The organism is Blastomonas sp. 34TW, from assembly GCF_059803595.1.
This window is the reverse complement of sequence record NZ_JAPFGW010000001.1, coordinates 353,619-380,472: the sequence shown is the minus strand read 5'-3', so window position 1 is coordinate 380,472 and position 26,854 is coordinate 353,619. Positions and strand designations below refer to the sequence as shown.

The 26,854-nt window shown below is 65.5% G+C and carries 24 protein-coding genes; 17 read left to right on the top strand and 7 right to left on the bottom strand.

Annotated features, from left to right (window positions below; all coding sequences use genetic code 11):
- Positions 1–26 precede the first annotated feature (26 nt).
- Complete coding sequence (gene mutY / locus OPU69_RS01780; RefSeq protein WP_498509069.1) at positions 27–1,124, bottom strand: A/G-specific adenine glycosylase; 1,098 nt, start codon at positions 1,122–1,124, stop codon at positions 27–29.
- A 14-nt stretch (positions 1,125–1,138) separates the two neighbouring features.
- Between mutY and OPU69_RS01775 the strand changes: the two genes are divergently transcribed.
- From OPU69_RS01775 to OPU69_RS01740, 8 genes are all read left to right on the top strand, one after another.
- Positions 1,139–1,804: a DUF721 domain-containing protein gene (locus OPU69_RS01775; RefSeq protein ID WP_060979921.1), complete on the top strand. Its 666-nt coding sequence runs from the start codon at positions 1,139–1,141 to the stop codon at positions 1,802–1,804.
- Complete coding sequence (locus OPU69_RS01770; protein WP_060979922.1) at positions 1,801–2,523, top strand: thioredoxin domain-containing protein; 723 nt, start codon at positions 1,801–1,803, stop codon at positions 2,521–2,523. Before OPU69_RS01775 ends, OPU69_RS01770 begins: the two co-directional genes overlap by 4 nt.
- A gap of 74 nt (positions 2,524–2,597) precedes the next feature.
- Complete coding sequence (locus OPU69_RS01765; protein ID WP_060979923.1) at positions 2,598–3,344, top strand: thioredoxin domain-containing protein; 747 nt, start codon at positions 2,598–2,600, stop codon at positions 3,342–3,344.
- Positions 3,345–3,454: 110 nt separating this feature from the next.
- A complete protein-coding gene (gene smc / locus OPU69_RS01760; protein ID WP_498509068.1) occupies positions 3,455–6,898 on the top strand; it encodes a chromosome segregation protein SMC in 3,444 nt (1,147 codons plus the stop codon).
- Positions 6,899–7,046: 148 nt separating this feature from the next.
- Positions 7,047–7,319, top strand: a complete 273-nt coding sequence (locus tag OPU69_RS01755) for a BrnT family toxin (RefSeq protein WP_081096893.1) — start codon at positions 7,047–7,049, stop codon at positions 7,317–7,319.
- Positions 7,279–7,566, top strand: a complete 288-nt coding sequence (locus OPU69_RS01750; RefSeq protein ID WP_060979947.1) for a BrnA antitoxin family protein — start codon at positions 7,279–7,281, stop codon at positions 7,564–7,566. Before OPU69_RS01755 ends, OPU69_RS01750 begins: the two co-directional genes overlap by 41 nt.
- A gap of 143 nt (positions 7,567–7,709) precedes the next feature.
- A complete protein-coding gene (locus OPU69_RS01745; RefSeq protein ID WP_498509067.1) occupies positions 7,710–8,153 on the top strand; it encodes a hypothetical protein in 444 nt (147 codons plus the stop codon).
- Entirely contained in the window at positions 8,153–10,444 is a 2,292-nt protein-coding gene (locus OPU69_RS01740; RefSeq protein WP_498509066.1) for a GAF domain-containing protein, read from the top strand. The genes OPU69_RS01745 and OPU69_RS01740 overlap by 1 nt, the downstream gene beginning before the upstream one ends.
- A gap of 50 nt (positions 10,445–10,494) precedes the next feature.
- Here the strand turns inward: OPU69_RS01740 and katG are convergent, their stop codons facing one another.
- The 6 genes from katG to OPU69_RS01710 all read right to left on the bottom strand — a co-directional run bounded on the left by katG (position 10,495) and on the right by OPU69_RS01710 (position 16,869).
- Positions 10,495–12,726: a catalase/peroxidase HPI gene (gene katG / locus OPU69_RS01735; RefSeq protein WP_498509065.1), complete on the bottom strand. Its 2,232-nt coding sequence runs from the start codon at positions 12,724–12,726 to the stop codon at positions 10,495–10,497.
- A 111-nt stretch (positions 12,727–12,837) separates the two neighbouring features.
- Complete coding sequence (gene queA, locus OPU69_RS01730) at positions 12,838–13,884, bottom strand: tRNA preQ1(34) S-adenosylmethionine ribosyltransferase-isomerase QueA (RefSeq protein ID WP_498509064.1); 1,047 nt, start codon at positions 13,882–13,884, stop codon at positions 12,838–12,840.
- A gap of 137 nt (positions 13,885–14,021) precedes the next feature.
- Positions 14,022–14,642, bottom strand: coding sequence for a peptidylprolyl isomerase (locus OPU69_RS01725; protein WP_060979950.1), 621 nt, complete (start codon positions 14,640–14,642; stop codon positions 14,022–14,024).
- Between the two features lie 474 nt (positions 14,643–15,116).
- On the bottom strand, positions 15,117–15,617 hold the full coding sequence (gene coaD, locus OPU69_RS01720; protein WP_060979926.1) for a pantetheine-phosphate adenylyltransferase: 501 nt from the start codon (positions 15,615–15,617) through the stop codon (positions 15,117–15,119).
- Positions 15,618–15,651: 34 nt separating this feature from the next.
- On the bottom strand, positions 15,652–16,557 hold the full coding sequence (locus OPU69_RS01715) for a polyprenyl synthetase family protein (RefSeq protein ID WP_060979927.1): 906 nt from the start codon (positions 16,555–16,557) through the stop codon (positions 15,652–15,654).
- 63 nt (positions 16,558–16,620) lie between these two features.
- The gene (locus OPU69_RS01710; RefSeq protein WP_498509063.1) at positions 16,621–16,869 is read right to left on the bottom strand and encodes an exodeoxyribonuclease VII small subunit; all 249 of its coding nucleotides are present in this window, start codon (positions 16,867–16,869) and stop codon (positions 16,621–16,623) included.
- A gap of 201 nt (positions 16,870–17,070) precedes the next feature.
- Here OPU69_RS01710 and OPU69_RS01705 point away from each other — a divergent pair, with 201 nt between their 5' ends.
- From OPU69_RS01705 to eda, 9 genes are all read left to right on the top strand, one after another.
- Complete coding sequence (locus OPU69_RS01705; RefSeq protein WP_060979929.1) at positions 17,071–17,367, top strand: hypothetical protein; 297 nt, start codon at positions 17,071–17,073, stop codon at positions 17,365–17,367.
- 120 nt (positions 17,368–17,487) lie between these two features.
- Positions 17,488–19,713: a phosphoribosylformylglycinamidine synthase subunit PurL gene (gene purL, locus OPU69_RS01700; protein WP_498509061.1), complete on the top strand. Its 2,226-nt coding sequence runs from the start codon at positions 17,488–17,490 to the stop codon at positions 19,711–19,713.
- Positions 19,714–19,746: 33 nt separating this feature from the next.
- Positions 19,747–20,154, top strand: a complete 408-nt coding sequence (locus tag OPU69_RS01695) for a hypothetical protein (RefSeq protein ID WP_498509060.1) — start codon at positions 19,747–19,749, stop codon at positions 20,152–20,154.
- Positions 20,151–21,011, top strand: coding sequence for a S1/P1 nuclease (locus OPU69_RS01690; RefSeq protein ID WP_498509059.1), 861 nt, complete (start codon positions 20,151–20,153; stop codon positions 21,009–21,011). Before OPU69_RS01695 ends, OPU69_RS01690 begins: the two co-directional genes overlap by 4 nt.
- Positions 21,012–21,195: 184 nt before the next feature.
- On the top strand, positions 21,196–22,644 hold the full coding sequence (gene zwf, locus OPU69_RS01685) for a glucose-6-phosphate dehydrogenase (RefSeq protein WP_060979933.1): 1,449 nt from the start codon (positions 21,196–21,198) through the stop codon (positions 22,642–22,644).
- Positions 22,637–23,275, top strand: coding sequence for a 6-phosphogluconolactonase (locus OPU69_RS01680; protein WP_498509057.1), 639 nt, complete (start codon positions 22,637–22,639; stop codon positions 23,273–23,275). Before zwf ends, OPU69_RS01680 begins: the two co-directional genes overlap by 8 nt.
- Complete coding sequence (edd, locus tag OPU69_RS01675; protein WP_060979935.1) at positions 23,272–25,098, top strand: phosphogluconate dehydratase; 1,827 nt, start codon at positions 23,272–23,274, stop codon at positions 25,096–25,098. Before OPU69_RS01680 ends, edd begins: the two co-directional genes overlap by 4 nt.
- 172 nt (positions 25,099–25,270) lie before the next feature.
- Complete coding sequence (gene glk / locus OPU69_RS01670) at positions 25,271–26,239, top strand: glucokinase (protein WP_498509056.1); 969 nt, start codon at positions 25,271–25,273, stop codon at positions 26,237–26,239.
- Positions 26,236–26,853, top strand: coding sequence for a bifunctional 4-hydroxy-2-oxoglutarate aldolase/2-dehydro-3-deoxy-phosphogluconate aldolase (eda, locus tag OPU69_RS01665; protein WP_060979937.1), 618 nt, complete (start codon positions 26,236–26,238; stop codon positions 26,851–26,853). Before glk ends, eda begins: the two co-directional genes overlap by 4 nt.
- Position 26,854: the final 1 nt, after the last annotated feature.

Below are 26,854 nucleotides of genomic sequence, written 5' to 3'. Positions count from 1 at the left end.
GATCTGCGCCTTTGGCCAGTCCGGCTTTATCGATACTGAATGGCCACGGCCGCCGCCTTGGCGAACAGCGTAGGAAGCCCGGCTTGCGCAATATGTTCCACCGGCCACCAGATGCCATTCAGGTTTTCAATGGCAACCTTATCGATTTGAGGGCCACGATAAAGCGCCAATGCAAGCTCGAGCGAAAAATGCGTGAAGACATGCACGACCGCACCGTCGAGGATCTGCCACTGGCCGGAGACGGGCGGCTCGGCAGTTCCGTCGCGGCCCGCAGCCCAGCCATCGTCGGGCAGCGCGCGCATCCCGCCGAGCATCCCCTTGCCGGGCCGCTGGACGAGCAGCACCTGGCGGTCCTGTTCGATCCAGAACGCGGTGCCGGTGCGCTGCGGCTTGGCCTTTTTCGGCGGCTTGACCGGCAGCGATTCGGCGATGCCCTGCGCGCGCGCTGCACAGTGCGGCGCGAGCGGGCAGAGCAGGCACGAGGGGTTGCGCACCGTGCAGATGGTCGCGCCCAGGTCCATCATCGCCTGCGCGAAGTCGCCAGGACGCTCGCGCGGGGTGATTTCGGCGGTGCGCATCCGGATTTCGGTCCGAGCTGCGGGCAGCGGTGTGGTGATCGCGAACAGCCGTGCGACCACTCGCTCGACATTGGCATCGACAACCGCCGCAGGTTCGTCGAACGCAATCGCTGCGATAGCCGCTGCGGTATAATCGCCGATCCCCGGCAAGGCACGCAGGCCCGCCTCGCTATCGGGAAAACGCCCGCAATGCTCGTTCGTCACCGCGTTGGCACAGGCGATGAGATTGCGGGCGCGGGCATAATAGCCCAGCCCTGCCCAGGCGGCGAGCACGTCTTCCTGCGGCGCGGCGGCGAGCGCCTCGACCGTCGGCCAACGAGTCGTGAAGCGCTGGAAATAGCCGGTCACTGCGGCGACCGTGGTCTGTTGCAGCATCACCTCGGACAGCCAGACGCGATAGGGATCGGGCTTCGAACCGGCGCGGCGCGCGGCGGGAGAAACACGCCACGGAAGATCACGGGCATGCACATCATAATGCGCAAGCAGCGCTTCAGCGACCGCGCCGGTGCCGGTTTCCACAATATCATCGCGACACTCGACGGACATGGGGGCGCTATGCCATGGTCGTACGCGAAATGGAAAGCGATAAGCCCGTCACCACCAAGCCGCGCAAGACAGCGCAGCCTGCCCCGGCACCCCGGCGCAGGCGCGGCGGCGATGCGCGCGGTATTGCCGACCTGATTCCGTCGATCGGCGATACCAGCTTTCGCAAGTTCGGTTTCATCCAGAGCTCGCTGGTCAGCCGCTGGGCCGAGATTGCAGGGCCGCGCTATGCCGCGATGGCCAGCCCGGAATCTATCGCCTTTGCCCGCGGCAAGAAGGCCGACGGCACGCTGCATCTCGTCGTGACCAGCGCCACCGCGATCTTCATGCAGCATGCCGAGCCCGAGATCATCGCACGGGTGAACCGGTTCTTCGGTTATGCAGCGGTGGCGCGCGTCAGATATCGCCACGGCACGCTTACGGCGCCCAAACGGCCCGAGCCGCGCCCTGCCCCCCCACCTTCGCTGCGGCCAATCAGCATTGCGCCCGCCGACGGCCTCAAGCCCATTGCCGACCCCGAGCTGCAGTCCGTGCTCGAATCGCTGGCGCGCAGCCTGGAGGAAAAGGAAGCGCGCGAGGCCGCTGCAAGGGCTCCCCGGCAAGCCCCGGTTCAGCTAAGGAGCGACAATCTGAAACCCGTGCGCCTGTTTGCGCCGCCCCTGCCTGATGAGGTCGATCGATGATTGCGCCGTTGCGCCCGCTTCTTGCCGTTTCCGCCATCGCGCTTGCTGCCGCCGCGAGCCTGTTCGCCGTATCGCCCGGTACCGCGCAAAAGGCCGCAGCGCCGGCCGACTGGTCCAACCGCGTGAGCCAGAGCCAGGTCGGCGGGCATGTTCTGGGCAACCCGGCGGCAACGCAGAAGATCGTCGAGTATATGAGCTATACCTGTCCGCATTGCGCGGCGTTCGATCAGGAATCGGATCCCGCGCTGGCCGATGGCTTCATCGCCAAGGGCAAGACCAGCCTGGAGGTGCGCAACTTCATCCGCGATCCGCTCGACATGACCGTCGCACTGCTTGCACGTTGCGGCGAACCGCGCAGCTTCTTCCGCCGCCATCACGGCCTGCTTGCCAGCCAGCGCACCTGGATGACCAAGGCGGGCAGCCTGGGCCGCGACGGCCAGGCCGCCTGGTATCAGGGCGACATCAACGCCCGGTTGAAGCGCATTGCCAGCGATCTCGGCCTGTATGACGAGCTGCGGCGCCATTCGCCGCTCGCCACCAATGCCCAGATCGATGCGTGCCTGGCCAACAAGGCCGAACAGGGCAAGGTGCTGGCGATGACCAAGTTTGCCAGCGAGACCGTCAAGATCGAGGGAACGCCCAGCTTCACCATCAACGGCAAGCTGCAGGCCAATGTCTATGACTGGAAAAGTCTGGAACCGCTGCTGGCCAGCCGCTAGAGCAGAACCCACGCAATTGCCGACCCGCGGGGTCGAACTTCCCCCATGTTTCCGATGACAAGGACCAAGCCTTTATGAAGCGTTTTGCCAGCCTGATCGCCCTGCCCCTGATGCTCTCGATCGCCGCATGCAGCGGTGAAGCCGACAAGGCTGCGGAAGGCGCGCCCTCCGGCGAGCCGATTGCCGCCATCCCCGCGCCTGCTGGCAAGAACTGGACCGAAACCGTCACCAAGACCGACAAGGGCTATTATGTGATGGGCAATCCCGATGCGCCGATCAAGCTGGTCGAATATGCATCGCTCACCTGCAGCCATTGCGCCGAATTTGCCGAACAGGCCTTTGCCACCATCCGTGACAAATATGTCGCCAGCGGCCGGGTCAGCTATGAATTCCGCAATTTCGTGCGCGAACCGCTCGATCTCACCGCATCGATGCTGACCCGTTGCGGACCCAACGAAAGCTTCTTCGCGCTCAGCGAGCAGGTGCTGGCCAACCAGGCGGACATCTTCACCAAGGCGCAGGCCATGGGCCAGCAGCGCTTCGAGGCAGCGCTCGCGCTGCCCGACAATCAGCGCTTCGTCGCACTGGCCGAAGGCACCGGCCTGATCGACTTCTTCGCCCAGCGCGGCATCTCGCGCGATCAGGCGCTGCAGTGCCTGACCAATGTCGAAACCGCGCAGAAGCTGGCCGAAGCAACCCAGACCGCGACCAAGGAAGACGATATCCAGGGCACGCCGACCTTCTATATCAACGGTCGCAAGGTCGATTTCACTGGCTGGCCGGCGCTGGAAACCGAAATCCAGGCAATGGGGGCGCGCTGACCCCCAGCCGCGAAAGGGGTTGAATGGACCAAGGGGGGTTGATTGCTGACGGAGCCGATCAGGGGGAAGCCTCTGGTCAGCCCGTCGGTGCGCCCGCCTTCACCGCCCCCATGCGATTCAAGCGGCTGAAGCTCAGCGGGTTCAAGAGCTTTGTCGAGCCCGCAGAACTGCGCATCGAACCCGGGCTGACCGGCATCGTCGGGCCCAATGGTTGCGGCAAATCCAACCTGCTCGAGGCGATCCGCTGGGTGATGGGCGAAAGCTCCGCCAAGTCGATGCGCGGCGGCGGCATGGAAGACGTGATCTTCGCCGGCACCGCCACCCGCCCGGCGCGCAATTTCGCCGAAGTGGCGCTGCTCACCGAGGTCAGTCAGCCCGTGCTCGCCGCGGTCACGGTCGAGGATGGCGAACTCGAGGTCGTCCGCCGGATCGAGCGCGGCGCAGGCAGCGCCTATCGCGCCAATGGCCGCGATGTGCGCGCCAAGGATGTCGCGCTGCTCTTCGCCGATGCCGCGACTGGTGCGCACAGTCCGGCGCTGGTCAGCCAGGGGCGGATCGCCGCCGTCATCTCCGCACGCCCTGTCGAGCGGCGGCAGATGCTCGAAGAAGCAGCAGGCATTGCCGGGCTGCACGTGCGCCGCAAGGATGCCGAACAGAAGCTGCGCGCGACCGAGGCGAATCTCGAGCGACTGCAGCAGGTGCTCACCGATATGGAGGCGCGCGCCGCGAACCTTTCGCGCCAGGCCAAGGCAGCGGAACGCTATCGCGCCCTGAGCCAGCAGATCGCCGTGGCCGAGGCGCGTGCGCTGTTCGCACGCTGGCGCACGGCTGCCGAGGCGGCGAAGCAGGCGCGGGCAGAGGCTGCGGCGGCAGAGGCCGCCGTGGTCGCCGCTCAGACGGCGCAGAACGAGGCCCAGACCGGGCAACGATCGGCAATCGAAACGCTGGCCGAGACCCGCGCTGCGCTGCAATCGGCGCGCGATGCCGCCCAGGATCTGGCGTTTCGGCTCTCGTCGCTGACCGCAGAGCGCGATGCCGCCGTGCAGCGCCTGGCCGATCTCGACCGGCAGCAGACGCGCATCGCCGAAGACAGCGCGCGCGAGGACCGGCTCACGCACGATGCCACCGCCGCGCTCGAACGGCTGGAAGCTGAAAACGCCCGCGTGCAGGCCGATCTCGCGGCCGAGGATGCGCGCGGACCGGTGCTGGCGCATGCGCAGGACAATGCCGAACGCGCCGTGCGCGAGGCCGAGCTGGCGCTGGCCGAAGCGAGGGCCGAGCTCGCGCGCACCGATGCCGATATCAAGGTCGCCGATGCCGCGCTCGCGACCGCACTGGCGCGCCACCGCCGCGCCGATGAGGAATTGCAGCGGACGCGGGCACAGCTGGCCGGGCTGGGCGATGCGACCGAGCTGGCACGGCTGCGCGACGATGCGCTGGCCGAATGCGAACAGGCTGCGCAGGCCAAGGCGGCGGCAAGCGCCGCGCTGGCCAAGGCGCAATCGGATCGCGATGCGGTCGTTCCGGCGCGCGATGCGGCGCAGAGCGAGCTTGCGACGCTGCGCGCCGAGCTGAACGCGATGACGCGCGAGATCGACGCCTTGACGCGTGATCTGGCCAAGAAGCCGGGCGGAGGCGAGCGCGCACTCGACCAGGTTCAGGCCGACAGGGGTTTTGAAAAGGCGCTCGCCGCCGCGCTGGGGGATGACCTTGGCGCGCCGATTGCCGAGGCCAAGGGCGATGGGCGCTTCTGGACCGGGGCCGATATGCCCGCCGGTCGCCCTGCCCTGCCCGATGGCTGCACCTGGCTTGCCGACCATGTCCGCGCGCCGGAGGCTCTCGCCGCGCGGCTGTCGCTGGTCATGGTTGCGCAGATCGATGCCGGACAAACGCTCGATCCCGGGCTGCGGCTCGTCACACGCGATGGCCGCGTGCGTCGTTGGGACGGATTCGTTTCGAGCGGTGACGGTGCGGCGGCGGCAGAGCGGCTGGAGCGGCGCACCCGGCTGACCGAGCTCGAGGCGGCTCGGCCTGCGCTGGCCGAGCGGCTGGAAGGCGCAGAGACGGCTCTGGCGCTGGCGCAACAGCAACTCGCCGATCTGCAGGCGCGGATGGCCGAGCATAGCCGCGCGCTGGGCACAGCCGAAGCTGCCGAACGCCAGGCGCTGCGCGATCGCGACCAGACCGAGCACGCGTTGCAGCGCGATGCCGAGCGCCGTGATGACCTCGCAGAGCGAATCGAACGTCTGACGGCCGACGCCGACGCTGCCGCGCAGGATCGCCAGGCCGCCCAAGCCGCGCGCGCGATGCTGCCGGATGGCACGGCACAGCGCGAACAGGTGACGCTGCTGGGCGAGCGCAATCAAGCTGCGCAGACGGGGCTGCGCTCCGCAATGGCGGCGCTGGCGGCGCAGGCCCAGGCGGTTTCCGCGCTCCGCGAGCGCCGCGCCACCGTGCGCGCCGAGATCAAGGGTTGGCAGGGCCGATCGGGCGAGGCCGCACAGCGGCTGCGCGAGATGCAGGTTCGCGCCGCCGAGCTGGCGCAAGAGCGTGCTGGCATCGCCGACAAGCCCGAGAGGCTCGGCGAGACGATAACAGCGCTCCAGGCCTCGCTCGCCGAGGCACGCCAAGCGCAAGCTCTGACCGAAGCGGCGTCGCAAGCCGCGGAAAAGGCGCTGGCCGAGGCCGAGCGTCTCGCTGCGGCGACATCCGAAACGCTCGCCCTCGCCCGCGAGCAGCGCGCCGGCGCCACCGCCCGCGCCGAGCATCAGGACCAGCGCCGGATCGAACTCGCACAGGGCTGCGGCGAGCGCTTCCAATGCCCGCCCCCGCTGCTGCCCGAACGCTTCGCCTTCGATCCGGCTCAGATCATGGCGGCCGAGACCGAAGCCGCCGAGCACGAGCGACTGCATCAGGCGCGCGAGCGGCTGGGCGCGGTCAATCTGATCGCCGCCGACGAGCTTGCCGCGCTCAAAACCGAAATGACGACGATCCGGGCCGAGCATGATGAACTGGTCGAGGCGATCGCAAGATTGCGCGGATCGATCGGCGCGCTCAACCGCGAAGGTCGCCAGCGTCTGCTCGCCGCGTTCGAAACGGTCGATGGCCATTTCCGCACGCTGTTCGCGCGGCTGTTCAACGGCGGCAAGGCGCATCTCGAACTCATCGACAGCGACGACCCACTCGAAGCCGGGCTCGAGATCATGGCCCAGCCGCCAGGCAAGCGCCTGTCGTCGCTCACACTGCTGTCCGGCGGCGAGCAGGCACTGACGGCGGTGGCGCTGATCTTCGGCCTGTTCCTCACCAACCCGGCGCCGATCTGCGTGCTCGACGAAGTCGATGCGCCGCTCGACGACGCCAATATCGACCGCTTCTGCGACCTGCTCGATCACATGGCGGTGGTCACCGACACCCGTTACCTGATCGTCACCCACAATGCCGTGACGATGAGCCGCATGCACCGCCTGTTCGGCGTCACCATGGTCGAACGCGGGGTGAGCCGCCTGGTCTCGGTCGATCTGGACGGTGCCGAGCGGCTGCTGGCGATGGAATAGGTTGACGGGGCGGCTTTTTGTAGTTACATAAATATCTGCCGGTGAAGGATGGCCATCTTCCCAAGTCAGGCAGGCCAAGAAAAGGACGCGAAAGTCATGACGAGATTTATGCTCTGAGGGACTTGGCCCTCATCCATCGGGGGCGGCTGTGAAGATTAGCTTTGATGAAGCCAAACGGTTGAAGACGCTGAATGAGCGCGGATTGGATTTTCGAGACGCGCCGAAAGTGTTTGAAGGTGTCTGGTTGGTGATCCCAGATGATCGCTTCGAATACGGCGAAGAACGGTTCATTAGCTATGGTGAACTCAATGGCCGGGCGATCGCGATGGTATGGACTTGGCGGGGTGACGCTCGCCGCATAATTTCAATGAGACATGTGCATGCCGAAGAGCTTGAAAACCGCCGAAGAGCCCTGGATTGATCCGGACGATGCTCCCGAATGGACGGAAGACATGTTCCGCCGCGCCGCCGTGTGGCATGGCGACAAGCTCATCCGCCCCGCTGACGGTACGCTCACCAAGCCTGGCCGCCCCAAGTCTGACAATCCCAAGCAGCAGGTGACGTTGCGGCTCGATCGGGCGGTGCTCGAAGGGTTTCGTGCCACCGGCCCCGGCTGGCAGAGCCGGATCAATGCCGAGTTGCGCAAGGTCTTGAAGCTCAAGGATTAACTTCGCGCAATCGGCTGATTGCAACAAATGACCGGGCGCGTGCGCGCTGTCACAGATTATTGTCCCCCTTATGGCAAATCAGCGGTTAACCGTGCTTGACATGCGCCGTTACCAATAGGACCAGTTTGGCGGGGACGATCGGCATGACATCAGATTCCATTCCGGACGCGCTTTCGGAAATGCGCGCCGCCAACCTGCACCTTCAGGCGACGATCGACGGGCTGCGCCAGGCACTGGAAGCCGCCGCCAACGACGCCGACCTGCAGATCACGCGCGCCCGGTCCGAGGAGGCGGCGCGCATCGCCGATCTTACCACGACAATCCAGCAGATGCGCAACCAGATGGAAGCGCAGCAACGTGCGTCCGACCACGCTCTGCAGGCCGAGCGCGCGGCGGCGCAGGCCGAGATCGTGCAGCTCAAGGGCAGCATCGATGCGCTGCGCCAGACGCTGGATGCCGAGCGCACCGCCGCCGACCAGGCACGGGCTCGCCAGGAATCGGATCATGCGCTCGAACGACAGGCGCTGCAGCAACAGATCCAGGCGCTGCGCGAGCGGATGGAAGAGATGACGAGGGAAAAGGCCTGATGAGCGTGGGCACCGATACCCTGGCGCGTCCCATGACCGAGAGCCAGCGCGCCGCCGCGCTGCGCCGCACCGAGGTGCTGCTGGAGGTCACCCGCAAATGCGCGACGATGACGCAGATCGATGGCGTGCTGGCGATGCTGGTCGAGCTCACCTCGCGCGAGCTCGATTGCGATCGTGGCACGCTGTTCCTCAACGATCCCAAGACGGGCGAGCTTTATTCGCGCTTCGCCCAGGGCAGCCAGAGCCTGGAAATCCGGATTCTCAACAATTCAGGCATTGCGGGCCATGTCTTTCAGACCGGCGAGCCCCTGCTCGTCGACGATGCCTATGCCGATCCGCGTTTCAACAGCACCGTCGACCAACGCACCGGCTACAAGACGCGCAACATCGTCTGCGTGCCCGTGCGCACGCCGCTGGGCCAGATCATCGGCGTGATGCAGAACATCAACAAGCATGACGGCAACTTCACCACCGATGACGTTGCGCTGCTCGAGGAGATGACCAGCCAGGCGACCGTTTTCCTGCAGAGCCTTCAATCAATCGAGGAGATCGAGCAGGTCCGCGCCAAGGAACTCGCGTTCCTGTCGATGATCTCGGAGATCAGCTCGGAGGTGGATCTCACCCGGCTGCTCCAGCGCGTGGTGGCAGAGACGGTGCGGATGTTCGAGGCCGAGCGCGCGACGATCTTCATCCACGACAAGGCGACCGAAACCCTGTTCTCGCTTTTCTCGGCGGGCGGCAAGGTCAACGAGATCCGCTTCCCGTCCAATGTCGGCATCGCGGGCACGGTGTTCACGACCGGTCAGAGCCTCAACATTCCGCACGCCTATGCGGACCTGCGCTTCAATCCCAGCTTCGACCGGCAGACCGGCTTCTTCACCCGCTGCATCCTGTGCGTGCCGATCATCAACAAGCAGGGCGAGGTCATCGGCGTCACCCAGGTGCTCAACAAGAAGACCGGTGCATTCACCGACAAGGACGAGCAGCAACTCAAGACCTTTACCGGGCAGATCGCCATCGCGCTCGAGAATTCCAAGCTGTTCGACGATGTGCAGCGGATGAAGCTGTACAATGAATCGGTGCTGCAGAGCATGTCGAACGGCGTGCTGACGCTCGACCCGCTGGGCAAGATCATCACCTGCAACCAGGCTATCGAGCGCATCTGGTCGTGCAAGGCTTCCGATCTGCAGGGACGGCTGCTGTCTGATCTGCTCGACGAACGCGGCAGCTGGATCCTGGACCGCATCGAGAAGGTGAAGGAAGAACGCAGCAGCGACATCTTCCCCGATGCCGAGGTGGCGCTTTCCGGCGTCGTCAAGTCGGTCAACCTCACAGTCATGCCGCTCGTCTCCGAAAGCGACGACAGCAAGCTCGGCTCGATGCTGATGGTCGAGGACATCAGCAGCGAAAAACGCATGAAGTCCACCATGTCGCGCTATATGGACCCGGTGATCGCCGCGCAGATGATGGACGATGACACGCTCGACCTCTTGGGCGGGGTCAGCGCCGAGGCGACGATCATGTTCACTGACGTGCGCGGGTTCACGACCATCACCGAGGAATATGGCGCGCAAGGCACCGTCTCGTTCCTCAACGAATATTTCAGCCTGATGGTCGATTGCATCACCGCGCAGGGCGGCATGCTCGACAAGTTCATCGGCGATGCGATCATGGCCTGTTTCGGCCTGCCCGTCCGCCACGACGACGATCCGGACCGCGCCGCGCGCGCCGCGATAAACATGATCCGCACCCTGTGGGAATGGAATGCCCAGCGCCGCGACCGGGGCCTCAAGACCGTCGACATGGGCGTCGGCATCCATACCGACCATATCGTCTCCGGGAATATCGGCAGCCCCAAGCGGATGGACTATACCGTCATCGGCGATGGCGTGAACCTGGCCAGCAGGCTGGAAAGCGCGTGCAAGGCCTATTCCGCGCGCATCCTGGCGAGCGAGAACACCGTTTCGCGCTTCAACGGCACGTACCGGATGCGCGACATCGACCTGGTCGTGGTCAAGGGCAAGACCGCGCCGGTGCGCGTCTATGAACTGCTCGACTATCACGACGCGCAGACCTTCCCGGCGATGCGCGACGTGCTCGGCCATTTCGAGGACGGCATTGCCGCCTATCGCGCGGCGCGCTGGGACGAGGCGATCACGCGCTTCGAGAAATGCGTGTCGCTCAACCCCGGCGACGGCCTGTCACGCACCTATGTCGAGCGCTGCCGCATCCTCAAAGCGACCCCGCCCCATGGGGAGTGGGACGGGGTCTGGGTGATGAAGGACAAATAGGCCTACAGCCGGTGGCGGCATGTGGGCCGCCGCCACCGGGGCGGGGAAGCTTATTGCAGGCCGAGGTTCATCACCTTGGTCCAGGCAGCCACGAAGTCCTGAGCGAACTTCTTTTCGCCATCGCTGGCGGCATAGACTTCCGCGACCGCGCGCAGTTCCGAGTTCGATCCGAAGATCAGGTCGACCGGGGTCGCGGTCCACTTCAGCTGGCCCGACTTAATATCACGACCTTCGTACAGACCCGCTTCGCTCGGCGACTTGGTCCACTTGTTGCCCATGTCGAGCAGGTTGACGAAGAACGCGTTGTTGAGCTGGCCCGGCGTGCTGGTGAACACACCATGCTTCGCGCCGCCGGTATTGGCATCGAGCGCGCGCAGGCCACCAACCAGCACGGTCATTTCCGGCACGGTGAGGCTCAGCATGTTCGCACGATCGACCAGCATGTCGACCGGCGACATCACGCTGCCCGCGCCGTAATAGTTGCGGAAGCCGTCAGCGGTCGGCTCGAGCGGTTCGAACGCGGCCACGTCGGTCTGCGCCTGGCTGGCATCGCCGCGGCCCGGCTTGAACGGCACGGTCAGGCTGTGGCCGGCCTTGCGCGCGGCCTCCTCGATGCCAGCATTGCCTGCAAGCACGATAGTGTCAGCGAGCGAGATCTTCTTGCCGCCCTTCTGCGCCTTGTTGAAGCCGGTCTGGATCGCTTCCAGCTTGGCGACGACCTTGGTGATTTCCGCCGGGTTGTTGACTGCCCAGTCCTTTTGCGGGGCGAGCCGCAGGCGTGCCCCATTGGTGCCGCCACGCATGTCGGTGTCGCGATAGCTTGCCGCTGCTGCCCAGGCGGTGCGCACCAGTTCCTGCGTGGTCAGTCCAGAGGCCAGGATCTGCGCCTTGAGCGACGCCACATCCTGCGCATCGACCAGCGGGTGATCGACCGCCGGAACCGGGTCCTGCCAGATCAGATCGACCTTGGGCGCGTCAGCGCCCAGATAGCGCCAGCGCGGGCCCATGTCGCGATGGGTCAGCTTGAACCAGGCACGGGCAAAGGCATCGGCAAACGCATCCGGGTCCTTGTGGAAGCGCTCGGACACCTTGCGATATTCCGGGTCCATCTTCAGCGCGAGGTCGGTGGTGAACATGATCGGCGCGTGACGCTTGGTCTTGTCATGCGCGTCAGGGACCAGGTTCGCGGCGCTCTTGTCGCTGGGGATCCACTGGATCGCGCCGCCAGGGCTGCGCGTCTGCACCCAGTCGAAGCCGAACAGATTGTCGAGATACTGGGTGGTCCAGGCGATCGGGTTGACCGACCAGGCGCCTTCCAGCCCGCTGGTCACCGCATCGACACCCTTGCCGGTGCCGCACTTGTTGACCCAGCCGATACCCTGCTGTTCGGTCGGCGAACCCGCCGGATCGGCACCGATGCACTCTTCGGCCTTGTGCGCGCCATGCGCCTTGCCGAAGGTGTGGCCGCCCGCGATCAGCGCGACGGTTTCCTCGTCATTCATCGCCATACGGCCGAAGGTTTCGCGAATGTCCTTGGCAGCGGCCAGCGGATCGGGATTGCCGTTCGGGCCTTCAGGATTGACGTAGATCAGGCCCATCTGCACCGCAGCGAGCGGCTTTTCGAGCTTGCGATCACCATGATAGCGATCGGCGGCGAGGAACTTCTTCTCACGGCCCCAATAGACCTTGTCCGCTTCCCAGTCGTCGGTGCGACCGCCGGCAAAGCCGAAGGTCTTGAAGCCCATCGATTCGAGCGCGACGTTACCGGTCAGCACCATCAGGTCCGCCCAGCTGAGCTTGCGGCCGTACTTCGCCTTGATCGGCCAGAGCAGACGGCGCGCGCGATCGAGATTGGCGTTGTCGGGCCAGCTGTTGAGCGGTTCGAACCGCTGCTGACCGCCGCCAGCGCCGCCGCGACCATCGGCGGTGCGATAGGTGCCCGCGCTGTGCCAGGCCATGCGGATGAAGAACGGACCGTAATGGCCGTAATCCGCCGGCCACCAGTCCTGCGAGGTGGTCATCAGCGTCTTGATGTCGGCCTTGACCGCCGCGAGGTCGAGCGTCTGGAACTCCTTCGCATAGTCGAAATCGTCACCCATCGGGTTCGACTCGCGCGCATGCTGGCGCAGCGGCGACAGGTCGAGCCGCTCGGGCCACCAGTACTGGTTCGAATTGGCCGCAGCGGGATTGACCTGCGGCTGGGTGGCGGGCTGCGCAAAGGCGGCAGGCGCCGAAAGCGTGAAAGCCAGCAAGGCCATCACGGAAACGGAGGTGCGACTCATCGGGTTGATCTCCTGCAATGGGACGGCGCATTCGCCGTTCACTGGAGATTAATCCGGGACGAGTTGATCGGGAAAACCGAAAATACTGATCTATGTTAGTGACGGACTAGATCAGCTGATCGTGTCTCCGGGCAGCAGCAGCGAGGAATCGCCATAGGAATAGAAGCGGTACTCGTTCGCGATCGCGTGGGCGTAAACGGCCTTCATAACATCGAGCCCCATCAGCGCCGAGACCAGCATGAACAGGGTCGAGCGCGGCAGGTGGAAGTTGGTCATCAGCCCGTCAATGCCCTTGAAGCGATAGCCCGGCGTGATGAAGATCGAGGTGTCGCCCTCGAATGGGCGGATGATATTGTCGTCGCCCGCGGCGCTTTCGATCAGGCGCAGCACGGTGGTCCCCACCGCGATCACGCGGTTGCCGCGCGCGCGGATGGCGTTGAGGCGGTCGGCGGTTTCGGCGTCGATGCGGCCCCATTCGGCGTGCATCTGGTGGTCGTTGGTATCGTCCGCCTTGACCGGCAGGAAGGTGCCTGCGCCGACATGCAGCGTCAGCATGGCATGCTCGATCCCGGCTTCGCCAAGTTCGGCCATCAGCCGGTCGGTGAAGTGCAGCGAGGCCGTGGGCGCGGCGACCGCACCGTCCTTTTGCGCAAAGCGGGTCTGGTAATCCTCGCGATCGGCCTCGTCGATCTCGCGCTTGCTCGCGATATAGGGCGGAAGCGGCATTGTACCTGCCCGCTCGAGCAGGATCTCGACGGGCTCGTCGCCCTGAAAGGCGAACACGATCGAGCCATCCTCCGCCTTGCTCTCGACCCCGGCCATCACGCCCGCGCCGAAATGCACGACATCGCCCTCGCGCAGCCGCTTGGCGTTGCGCACGAACGCCTGCCAGCGGCGCAGATCGATCCGCTTGTGCAGCGTAGCGCCGATGCGCGCCTGGCTGCCCAGCTTCACCCCCTCGAGCTGCGCGGGGATGACGCGGGTATCGTTGAACACCAGGCAGTCGCCAGGGTTCAGCAGGCGCGGCAGATCGCGCACCGTCGCGTCGGTCATGCTGCTGCCCTGCACATGCAGCATTTTCGCCGCATCGCGCGGGCGAACAGGGCGCAGGGCTATCCGTTCCTGGGGAAGGTCGAAGTCGAATTTGTCAACGCGCATCGTCGGGTGCAATCCATCCAGCAAGGTTCGTCACCCCGCGCAGGCGGGGGTCCCGCTTTCTGTTCACCCTCAGGTGCCGAGCGGGATTCCCGCTTTCGCGGGAATGACGATGGATTGCAAGATTGGCTGGAGAGCGATCAGTTGCTGATCGGCGCGTTCAGCTCGTCGACCGAAATCGCGCGCTCGGCAGGCTGGGCCTGGGCTGCGTAATTGGGCTCGGGCTTGTTCTGCGACTTGAGCGAAGCCTGCAGGATGCGCGCCGGAGTGCTCGGCGGCTCGCCGCGCGGCACGGCGTCGACATATTGCATGCCCGAGATCACCCGGCCGAAATTGGTGTAGCTGTTGTCGAGCGAGAAGCGCGGATAGAAGACGATGAAGAACTGGCTATTGGCGCTGTTCGGGTCCTGCGCGCGCGCCATCGACACGCTGCCGCGCAGATGCGGGAACTTGTTGAACTCGGCCGCGACATCGGGAAGGTCCGAACCGCCGGTGCCGGTGCCCGTGGGATCGCCGGTCTGCGCCATGAAGCCTTCGATCACGCGGTGGAAGATGATGCCGTCGTAAAAGCCCTGGCGGGTCAGCGTCTTGATCCGCTCGACATGGTTGGGGGCAATTTCCGGGTAAAGCTGGATGGTCACCCGGCCACCGGTCGACAGGTCGAGATACAGGATATTGTCGGGATCGGCCTTGTCGGGCGTCGGCACCAGCGATGCGCCGACAGCCGAAGCGTCGGCAGCGTTGTTATCACGCTTTTCCAACGATTCCTTTTCGGCATCGCGCGCCGCCTTGCGGGCTTCCTTGTCCTTGTCTTCGGACGCCTCTTCCTGCTCCTTGGCAGCCTTACGCGCTTCCTTTTCGGCAGCCTTGGCCTTCTTGTCCTCTTCCTTCTGCGCCTGCTTGGCCGCCTTTTCGGCTTCCTCCTGCTGTTGCTTGCGAACCCTGGCCGCTTCCTTCTCGGCCTCGCGGGCAGCGCGCGCGGCGGCCCTGTCGGCCTCGATCTGCGACTGTTCGGTCGGCGCGGAATCCTGCGCCTGGGCAGCGATGGGGGCGAGCAGCATCGGGATGAACGACAGGGCAGCAAGCGATTTCAAGATATTGGGCATATAACCGGGCATTCCTGTTCCATTCATCCGGGGCGGCGTGGCAAAGCCTGCCCCATTTCGGGCACGGCTATAGCCAAAGCATCTGAGCCTGTCATGAATGAACTTGGGCAGCGCGTGCTGTGCGCAGCCTCACCCCTTGAGGCCGGTTTCGCGCACCCGTTTCTCGACATCGATCCGCACCGCATCGGTCACGAAACGGTGGATCGCGCCACCATAGAGCGCGATTTCCTTGACCAGCCGCGATGCGATCGGCTGCAGCGCGACGTCCGCCATCAGGAAGACGGTCTCGATCCGGTCGTTGAGCTGGCGGTTCATGCCCGTGAGCTGATACTCGTACTCGAAATCGGTGACCCCGCGAATGCCGCGGATGACCACCGATGCGCCCTGCGCCTCGGCAAAGTCCATCAGCAACGAGCTGAACCCGACCACACTGATATTGGCACCCGGAATCTGCGCGACCTCGCGGCGCACCATCTCCATGCGCTCCTCGTCGGAGAACATCGGGCTCTTGGCGATATTGGTGGTGACGCCGACGATCAGATGATCGACCAGCTGCGCCCCGCGCTGGATGATGTCCATATGACCCAGCGTGATGGGATCGAACGTCCCCGGGTAAACGCCAATCCGCATGATCTTCTTCCCCTTTGCGATGCCGCTTTTGCGGTCAGTTGTCGCGTTCGACAATGTAGCGCGCCAGCGCGCGCAGGGTATCCGCCTCGCGCCCGTAGCTGGCGAGGTGACCGACCGCCTGATCGACGAGGAAGAACGCCTGCTCGCGCGCACGCTCCAGCCCCAGCAGCGACAGGAAGGTTTCCTTGCCCGCCGCTGCATCCTTGTGCAGCGCCTTGCCGGCCTTGGCCTCGTCGCCGGTCTCGTCCATGATGTCGTCGGCAATCTGGAAGGCGAGGCCGATATCGCGGGCATAGGCGCGCAAGGGATTGCGCCCCTCGACGGGCACATTGCCCAGGATCGCGCCCATTTCCACCGATGCGGCGATCAGCGCGCCGGTCTTGAGCCGCTGGAGCTTGGTGACGGTAGGCAGGTCGAACTTCGCCTTTTCCGCTTCCAGGTCCATCATCTGGCCGCCGGCCATGCCATTGGGGCCGCTCGCTTCGGCCAGCGTGTAGATCAACTCGGAGCGGATGAACGGATCGGGATGCGATTGCGGCCCGGCAAGAATCTCGAACGCGAGCGCGTGGAGCGAATCGCCCGCCAGCACCGCGACGGCATCGTTGAACGCCTTGTGCACGGTGGGCTTGCCGCGGCGCATGTCGTCATTGTCCATGCAGGGCATGTCGTCGTGGATCAGTGAATAGACATGGATCGCCTCGACCGCGCAGGCGACACGAACCGAAAGCCCCCGATCGACATTGAACATCGCGGCCGTCGCGGTCAGCAGCAGCGGACGCACCCGCTTGCCGCCGCCGATCGCGGCATGGCGCATGGCCTGGTAGAGGACCGCGCGCGGATCGTCCGGCACCGCCAGCAGCGCATCGAAACAGCCATCCACGTCAGCGGAAATCTGGCGAAAGGCATCGGCCAGCGCGGTTTCGCTGATGGCGGTGGTCATGTCTGTTGCTCCCCTGCCCCGGTCTGCCCGCCGGTTTGATTGAATGCGCGCATCGTGCAGCCGTCAGCCCGCATCGAACGGCATGGTGCCCGCCGCCTGGCCATCGGCCCCGACGCGAATCTTCTCGATCCGCGCCTGCGCCGCATCGAGCCGCTTCTGGCAATGGCCGCGCAAGAGATCGCCGCGCTCGTACAGGCTGATCGAGGCGTCGAGCGGGACATCGCCCGATTCCAGCTGGCGGACGATGACCTCCAGCTCCTTCAGGGCATCTTCGAACGACAGATCGGCAGCTATGGCTTGGACTTTACTCATGCGCACAGCTTTGACCGCTGGCCTGCGCCCGGTCAAGGCGATTGCACAGCGTCGCCTGTGCCGGACTTGCGCGATTGATTATGTTGCAACTGCGAAGGCCACAATTGCATTTGCCAGTTTACCGACGTTTGGACATGCTGCATCGCACAATAACAGAGGATGATGACGGCAGTTCAATTCAACAGAACAGGGACCACCATCATGAAAAAGCTCAGCCTTGCCGCCCTTCCGCTCACCCTGCTGGCGATACCCGCAGCGGCCCAGACCGCTCAGCCCGAGCAGGTCACGTTCGAACATGACGGTTCGCGTTATGTCTATACGGTCAAGATGGTGGGCGACACCAAGATCATCGACGGCACCGAAACCCGCTCGGGCAAGCGCTTTAATCTGCGCGTGTCGGACAAGCGGGTCACCGGCACGGTGGGCGACAGCCAGATTCGCTTCAAGCGGAGCGACGTCACCCCGCTCGCGCAGACTGAAACCACCAGCGACCGCTGACACCTGACGGGCGGGCTCGCATGCCGTGGCGAGCCCGCCATTGACACTTTGGCGCGGCGTTCATTTTCCGCGCATTCTCCCCCTTCCTAATGCGCGCTCAGCCGCGTAAAGCGCGGGGCCATGAGCGACACTCTTGCAGCGCCCAAGGGCACCATCACCCCGGAAATCGTGGCCGAGCACGGCCTGAAGCCGGATGAATATCAGCGCATCCTGGCCGCGCTGGGGCGCGAGCCCAATCTGGTGGAGCTGGGCATCTTCTCGGTCATGTGGTCCGAGCATTGCAGCTACAAGAGCTCGCGCGTGCATCTGAAGACGCTGCCGACCACCGGCCCGCAGGTCATCTGCGGCCCTGGCGAGAATGCGGGCGTGGTCGATATCGGCCCCGGCCCCGACGGCAAGCCGCTCGCCGCCATCTTCAAGATGGAGAGCCACAACCACCCGAGCTATATCGAGCCCTATCAGGGCGCGGCCACCGGGGTCGGCGGCATCCTGCGCGACGTGTTCACCATGGGCGCGCGGCCCGTGGCGCTTATGAACGCGCTGCGCTTCGGTCGGCCTGACCATCCCAAGATGAAGCATCTGGTGCAGGGCGTGGTCGCAGGCATCGGCGGATACGGCAATTGCGTCGGCGTGCCGACCGTGGGCGGCGAGACCAATTTCGACCCGGCCTATGACGGCAATATCCTGGTCAACGCCATGGCCGTTGGCATCGCCGAGCAGGACAAGATCTTCTATTCCGCCGCTTCCGGCCCCGGCAATTCGATCGTCTATGTCGGATCGAAGACCGGACGCGACGGCATCCATGGCGCGACCATGGCCTCGGCCGAATTCGGCGAGGACAGTGAGGAAAAGCGCCCGACCGTGCAGGTTGGCGATCCGTTCACCGAAAAGCTGCTGATCGAGGCGTGCCTTGAACTCATGGCGTCGGACGCGATCGTGGCGATCCAGGACATGGGCGCAGCGGGCCTCACCAGCTCCAGCGTCGAGATGGCGAGCAAGGGCGGCGTCGGCATCGAGCTCAACCTCGACAACGTCCCCCAGCGCGAGACCAATATGACCGCGTACGAGATGATGCTGTCGGAAAGCCAGGAGCGCATGCTCATGGTCTTGAAGCCCGGCCGCGAGGATTTCGCCGAGGCGATCTTCCGCAAATGGGAGCTCGATTTCGCGGTCATCGGCCATGTTACCGAGACCGGCCATATGGTGCTCAAGCACAAGGGCGAGACGGTGTGCGACATTCCGCTCGCACCGCTGGCCGACGATGCACCGAGCTATAACCGGCCCTATGTCACCACGCCGCCGCCTCCGCCGCTGGCGAATGTGCCCGCCAGCACCGATCTGGCAGCTGATCTGACCGCGCTGATGGCCTCGCCCGCGCTCGCCAGCCGCAGCTGGATCTGGCAGCAATATGATCACATGGTGATGGCCGATACGGTGCAGATTCCCGGCGGCGATGCCGGTGTGGTGCGCATCCACGGCACCAACCGGGGCCTGGCCGTCACCACCGATTGCACCCCGCGCTACTGCTTTGCCGATCCGTTCGAAGGCGGCAAGCAGGCGATCGCCGAATGCTATCGCAACCTTGTCAGCACCGGCGCGCGTCCGCTTGCGACCACCGACTGCATGAACTTCGGCAATCCCGAGCGTCCAGAGATCATGGGCCAGTTCGTCGGCTGTATCGAGGGCATGGGCAAGGCGTGCAAGGCGCTCGACATGCCGATCGTCAGCGGCAATGTGAGCCTTTACAACGAGACCACCGGCCCCGATGGCATTGCCCGTGCAATCCTGCCAACGCCCGCGATCGGCGGGATCGGGCTGATCGAGGACCTCGGCCAGATGATGACGCTGGCGTTCAAGGCAGCGGGCGAGACCATCGTCGTAATCGGGGGCAACGGCACCGCCGAACTTGGCCAGTCGCTCTGGCTCGACGTGCTGCACGGTCGCCGCGAGGGCGCGCCGCCGCAGGTGGATCTCAAGGGCGAGCTGGAATCGGGCGGTGTCATCGCGACGCTGATCGCCGGGGGCAAGGTGAGCGCAGTGCACGACATTTCGGACGGCGGCCTCGCGGTCGCGGTCGCCGAAATGGCGCTGGCATCGGGCATCGGAGCTGCGCTTTCGGCTGATGGCGATGCGGGCTTCTGGTTCGGCGAGGGCCAGGCGCGCTATGTCGTGGCGACGGCGGATGCTGACGCGGTGGTCGCGGCAGCCGAGGCTGCGGGCGTGCGCGCGCAGGTCATCGGTACTACGGGCGGGGATGCCGTGGCATTTGCGTCCGGGGCCAACGTTTCGGTCGCCGAGCTTCGCGAGCGCAATCTCGCCTTCTTCCGGCAGTGGATGGAAGGCTAAGCCACACGCAACCTGAGCAGGGGGGCAGTGCCAATGACCACAGGCTATTCCGGCACCCCCCTCGCCCGCAAGCTGGGCCTGAAGCCCGGGATGCGTGTGTGGTTCGATGGCATGCCCGATACCGCGCGGGCGGAAATCGCAGCCGAGGTCGAGGCGCTCGAAGCCGTGGGTGATCCCGCAAAAGGCTTTGCCGCCGCGCACCTGTTCACCACCAAACGCGCGGTGCTCGAGCGCGAACTCGCCCGGCTGATGAAAGCCATGGACCGCGACGGCATGATCTGGGTCAGCTGGCCGAAAAAGGCGGCGAAGATGGATACCGACATCACCGAGGACGTTATCCGCAGCGTGGCCCTGCCGATGGGGCTCGTCGATGTGAAGGTCTGCGCGGTCGATGCGACCTGGTCGGGGCTGAAGCTGTTGATCCGCAAGGAATTGAGATGACATTTCTGCTTCGATTGGCAATGGTCGCCGCGCTCGCGGTGACGGCATTCGCTGCGCGCCCCGCGCTCGCCTGGGGCGATTATGGCCACCGCGTCATCGCGCAGATTGCCGAGGCCAATGTCTCGCCGAAGGTGCGCGCGCGGATCCGCGCGCTACTGGCGCAGGAAAAGCAGCTTGCAACCCCCGAATGTCCGCTGAAGACGATCGAGGATGCCAGTGTCTGGGCCGATTGCATCCGCCGCGATGACCTGCGCTGGGGCTATACCGCGCCCTGGCATTACGTAAACATCGACATCTGCAAGCCATTCGACATCAAGGCCAATTGCCCCAACGGCAGCTGCGTGCCGGCGCAGGTCACGCGCAACGAGGCACTGCTGGCCGACCGCAAATTGCCGACGCATGTCCGGCTCGAGGCGCTGGCCTTTCTGCTGCACACGGTGGGCGACATGCACCAGCCGATGCACGCAGGCGATCGGGGCGATCTGGGCGGCAACCGGGTGAGCGCGGCCTATGGCATTGTCGAAGGGCGGATGAATCTGCACCGGCTATGGGACGGCCCGATTGCCGAGCGCGCGATCACCCAAGGCCTGCCGCTGGTGCGCGCCTATTCGGCCAAAGAGCGCGCCGCTGTCACCGGCGGCACTGTCGAAGACTGGGCGCGCGAGGCCTGGGAGCTGTCGCGCGATGTCGCCTATCCCACCGCGCAGCATGGCCCCGCTTGCGGCCCTGCTTTGGGCAAGGACGAGCGTGCGCGGCACAGCGATGCCGATATCGAGGCATTGATCCCGGTGGTGCGCACCCAGGTGCTGCGCGCGGGGTTGCGGCTCGCCGCAGCGCTCGAGCGGGCGCTCGGCTGACACGCAACAAAAGTCGCGTTCCCTAGCGGCAGATGACCGATCCATGATACGGCAAGGGCAATTGCAATCGATTGCAAAACAATGCATAGCTATACATCGGGTTTGACCGGTGGACACCGGCGCGACCCGACCCTAACAGATGACCCGCTGCGGCTGCGGTCACGAAAAAGGATAGGATTCAAACATGGCGAATGCGCAATCCCGGACGCTCCTTCTCTTTGGCGCGACGGGGGACCTGTCCAAGCGCATGCTGCTGCCCTCGCTCTATGCGCTGCATTGCGACGGGCTGATCGCCGCCGATCTGCGCATCATGGGCACGGCGCGCAGCGAGCTCGACGACGAAGCTTTCCGCGCGATGGCGGGCGAAGCGCTGGCGCAATTCCTGCCCGAAGCGCGCAAGGATGACGCCAAGATCGCGAGCTTCCTCAAGCAGCTGAGCTACCAACCTCTCGACGCGTCGAAGATCGAGGGCTTTGCGGCGCTGGCGGAACGGCTGGGCGACATCTCGGGCGGCATGTCGATCTTCCTGTCGACCGCGCCCTTCCTGTTCACCCCGACCATCCAGGGCCTCAAGTCCGCTGGCCTGGCAGGCGAGATGGTGCGCATCGGGCTCGAGAAGCCGCTGGGCAACGACCTCGCCTCATCCTGCGCGATCAACGATGCCGTCGCGCACGCCTTTCCCGAGGACCGGACCTTCCGCATCGACCATTATCTTGGCAAGGAGACGGTGCAGAACCTGATGGCGCTGCGCTTTGCCAACATGATGTTCGAGCCGCTGTGGAACGCCAACGGCATCGAGCATATCCAGATCACCGTGTCCGAGACCGTGGGCCTCGAAGGCCGCCACGGCTTTTACGACGATACCGGCGCGCTGCGCGATATGGTGCAGAACCATATCCTGCAGCTGGTCGCGCTGACCGCAATGGAGCCCCCTGCCGAGTTCGATGCGACCTCGATCCGCGACGAGAAGGTCAAGGTGCTGCGCTCGCTGCGCCCCGTCGCACCCAACGAAGTGGTGCGCGGCCAGTACGGCGCGGGTGCGGTCGGCGGCCATTCGGTGAACAGCTATGCCGACGATCTCGGCAAGCCATCGGACACCGAGACCTTTGTCGCAATCAAGGCGCATGTCGACAACTGGCGCTGGCAGGGCGTGCCCTTTTACCTCCGCACCGGCAAGCGGCTGGCCGAACGGCGCAGCGAGATCGTGATCCAGTTCAAGCAGGTGCCGCACAATATCTTCGCACAGCGCGGCGGCAGGCTTTCGGCCAATCGCCTCGTCATCCGTCTGCAGCCCGAGGAATATGTCCGCCTGCTGGTCATGGCCAAGGAGCCAGGGCTCGACCGGGGAGGCCTGATCCTGCGCGAGGTGCCGCTCGACCTGTCGCTCACCGCCGCCTTTTCCAAGGCACAGCGCCGCATTGCGTACGAGCGCCTGCTGCTCGACCTCATCGATGGCGAGCCCACCCTGTTCGTCCGCCGCGACGAGGTGGAGGCGCAGTGGCGCTGGATCGATGCGATCCGCAAGACCTGGGCGGACCATGCGATTGAGCCCAAATCCTATGGATCGGGCAGCTGGGGGCCAAGCGCCGCGATCGCGCTGACCGAACGCGATGGGGTGAGCTGGAATGACTGACGCCGCCACCTCCGCCGCCGGTGCGAGCTACGCGCCCGATGCCTCGATCGAGGCGATCGCCGATTTCATCGCCGGCATGCTGGCGGGCGGCAAGCCGCGCGCGATCGCGGTGCCCGGCGGCAGCACGCCCGGGCCGATCCTCGCCGCTCTGGCCGAACGCGAAGACATCGCCTGGGCCGATGTCGCGGTCTGGCTGACCGACGACCGCTGCGTGCCGACCGACCACGCGGCGAGCAATTTCGGCCTGCTCGAACGCTCGCTCGCCGCCACCGGCGCGGCCTTGGTGCCGCTAGAAGAGGGCGCGACCCCGCCGCCCTTCGATCTGGTCTGGCTGGGCATGGGCGCAGACGGGCATATCGCCTCGCTCTTTCCCAATACCGATCCGCATGCCGATGGTGCGCTCGAGGTGGCGCGACTGACCCCCGATCCGCTGCCGCCCGAAGCGCCGTTCGACCGGCTGTCGCTGACCCTGTCGGCGCTGGTGCGCGCGCGCCATATCATGTTGGTGCTGAAGGGTGCGGACAAGCGCAAGGTGCTCGACGATGCCCTGTCCGGGGCGAACGACCTGCCGATCGCGCGGCTGCTCAAGGCTGCGCACGCACCGGTCACCATCTTCTGGAGCGAAACATGACCAGCCTTCATCCCGAGCTCGAACGGATCACCCAGCGGATCATCGAACGCTCGCGTCCCGGCCGTCAGGCCTATCTCGATTTCATCGCGCGCGAACGCGACAAGGGCGTCCACCGCCCCACCCTTTCGTGCGGCAACCTGGCGCACGGCTTCGCCGCATCGGGCGAGGACAAGCCCGTCATCCGCTCGGGCAAGGCGATGAACATCGGCATCGTCACCGCCTATAACGACATGCTCTCGGCGCATCAGCCCTATGGCCGCTATCCCGAGCAGATCAAGATCTTCGCGCGCGAGGTCGGCGCGACCGCGCAGGTGGCGGGCGGCGTGCCCGCGATGTGCGATGGCGTGACGCAGGGCCAGCTCGGCATGGAGCTGTCGCTGTTCAGCCGCGACACGATCGCGCTGTCGAGCGCCGTCGCGATGAGCCATGGCATGTTCGAAGGCGCGTTGGTGCTGGGTATCTGCGACAAGATCGTGCCCGGCCAGTTCATCGCCGCCGCGCGCTTCGGCCATATCCCGACGATCTTCGTGCCCGCAGGCCCGATGCCCTCTGGCCTTGCCAACAAGGAGAAGCAACGCGTCCGCCAGCTCTATGCCGAGGGCAAGGTGGGGCGCGAGGAGCTGCTGGAAGCCGAGGCCGCGAGCTATCACGGCGCGGGCACCTGCACCTTCTACGGCACCGCCAATTCCAACCAGATGATGATGGAGATGATGGGGCTGCACGTCCCCGCCTCCGCCTTCATCAACCCCGGCACCAAGCTGCGGCAGGAGCTCACGCGCGCCGCCACGCACCGCGTCACCCAGATCGGCTGGGATGGCGAGGATTACCGCCCGTTCGGCCATTGCGTCGACGAGAAGGCGATCATCAACGCGTGCATAGGGCTGCTCGCTACCGGCGGATCGACCAACCACGCGATCCACCTGCCCGCGATGGCGCGCGCGGCGGGCATCCATATCGACTGGCAGGACCTGAGCGAGCTTTCCGCGATCATCCCGCTGCTCGCACGCGTCTATCCCAACGGATCGGGCGATGTGAACCATTTCCATGCCGCCGGTGGCATCGGCTTTGTCATCCGCGAACTGGCGGGCGCGGGGCTGCTGCACACCGATATCCTCACCGTATCTGGCCAGTCGCTGCTCGATTATGCCGTCGATCCCGTGCTCGATGATGCAGGGGCGCTGGCGTTTGTGCCCTCGCCCGAGGCGACGCGCGACGAGGCGATGCTGCGTCCGGTCGCCCAGGCGTTCCAGCCCGATGGCGGGATGCGGCTGGTCGAGGGCAATCTGGGGCGCGGCATCGTCAAGACAAGTGCGGTCGATCCCTCGCGCTGGGTGATCGAGGCCACCGCGCGCGTGTTCGACGATCAGGATGCGGTGATCGCCGCGTTCAAGGCGGGCGAACTCGATCGCGATGTCGTCGTGGTCGTCCGCTTCCAGGGCCCCCGCGCCAACGGCATGCCCGAGCTGCACAAGCTCACCCCCTCGCTCGGCGTGCTGCAGGATCGCGGGTTCAAGGTCGCGCTGGTCACCGATGGCCGTATGTCGGGCGCATCGGGCAAGGTGCCCGCGGCGATCCATCTGTGGCCCGAGGCGTGCGACGGCGGCCCGCTGGCGCGGATCAGGGATGGCGATATCGTGCGGCTCGATGCGGTCGCAGGCACGATCAGCGTTGTGACGGACGGCGCGGACTGGGAGAGCCGCCCGACCGCAAGCCAGCCCGCGCAGCCGATGGGCACCGGCCGCGAGCTGTTCGCGCTGATGCGGGCGAGCAGCGACAATGCCGAGGCTGGCGCGAGCGCGATGCTCGCGGTGGCGGGGTTGTGATCGCTTGATCTCGCAACCTCCCCGCATCACGTCCCTCGACTTCGCTCGGGAACTCGGAAAGTTTTGCTATGACCCCAAGCTAACCCCCCTTCCGTTTGTCCCGAGCGCAGTCGAGGGACGTTGCACCGGACCCATGCGGCTATCTGTTCTCGACATTCTGAGGTAACTCATCATGCACATCGTCACCGCAGACATAGGCGGCACCCATGCGCGCTTTGCGCTGGCCACGATCGAGGATGGCCGCGTCACCCATCTGGGCGAACCGGTCACACTGAAATGCGCCGAATATGCCAGCCTGCAGACCGCCTGGGAAGCCTTCGGCCAGGCGATCGGACAGCCCCTGCCCCGCGCGGCGGCCATCGCGCTCGCCACGCCGATCCGCGGCGAAGTGCTAAAGATGACCAACAACCCCTGGGTCATCCGCCCCGCTTTGGTGCGCGAGAAGCTGAATGTCGACGACTATATCCTGATCAACGATTTCGGCGCGGTGGCGCATGCGGTGCAGCATTGCGGCACCGACCATTATTCGCACCTCTGCGGCCCGACAGGCGACCTGCCGGAAAAGGGCGTGATCACCGTGATCGGCCCCGGCACCGGCCTCGGCGTCGCCTATGTCGTGCGGAGCCCCGACGGCTATCGCGCGGTCGAGACCGAGGGCGGGCATATCGACTATTCGCCGCTCGATTCGATCGAGGACGCGATCCTCAACCGGCTGCGCCGCCAGCACCGCCGTGTCTCGGTCGAGCGCGTGTGCTCCGGCCCCGGGCTCGCCGCGATCTATGAGACACTCGCGAGCATCGAAGGCCGCGCGGTGGTCAGCATGGAAGACAAGGCGCTGTGGCAGCTCGCGCTGTCAGGTGAGGACAGTCTGGCTGCCGCCGCGTTCGACCGGTTCTGCCTCAGCCTTGGCGCTGCGGCGGGCGATTTTGCGCTGGCACAGGGCGCGGGCGCAGTGGTAATCGCGGGCGGCCTTGGTCAGCGGATCGCCGACCGTCTGCCGCAGTCCGGGTTCGAGGAGCGCTTTGTCGCCAAGGGCCGGTTCCAGCAGCTGATGGAGACGATCCCCGTCAAGCTGATCGATCATCCCCAGCCCGGCCTGTTCGGGGCCGCCGCCGCCTTTGCCCAGGAGAATGCCGCATGACTGCACCCGCGATCGAAACCATCATGCTGACCGCGCCGGTCATTCCGGTGATCGTCATCAACGATGTCGCCGACGCGGTGCCGATGGCCGAGGCGTTGGTCGCAGGCGGATTGAAGGTGCTCGAGGTGACTTTGCGCACTCCTGCTGCGCTCGAAGCGATCGCCGCGATGAAGCAGGTCGAGGGCGCGATCGTCGGCGCCGGTACGGTGATCGATCCCAAGACGCTCGACGCGGCGCTCAAGGCGGGGTCGGAATTCATCGTCTCACCCGGCCTTACCGAGAACCTGGGCAAGGCGGCGATCGAGAGCGGCATTCCCTTCCTGCCCGGCATCGCCAATGCGGGCGATATCATGCGCGGGCTCGACATGGGTCTCACCCATTTCAAGTTCTTCCCGGCGATGGCGGCAGGCGGGATCCCCGCGCTCAAGTCACTCGCCGCGCCGTTCGGCCAGTGCAAGTTCTGCCCCACCGGCGGCGTGACGCTGGAGACCGCGGGCAACTGGCTGGCGATCGATCCGGTGCTGTGCGTCGGCGGCAGCTGGATGATCCCGGCAGGGCCGATCGATACCGCCGCGATCCAGCGCAACGCTGCCGCAGCCCGCGCGCTCGCCTGAA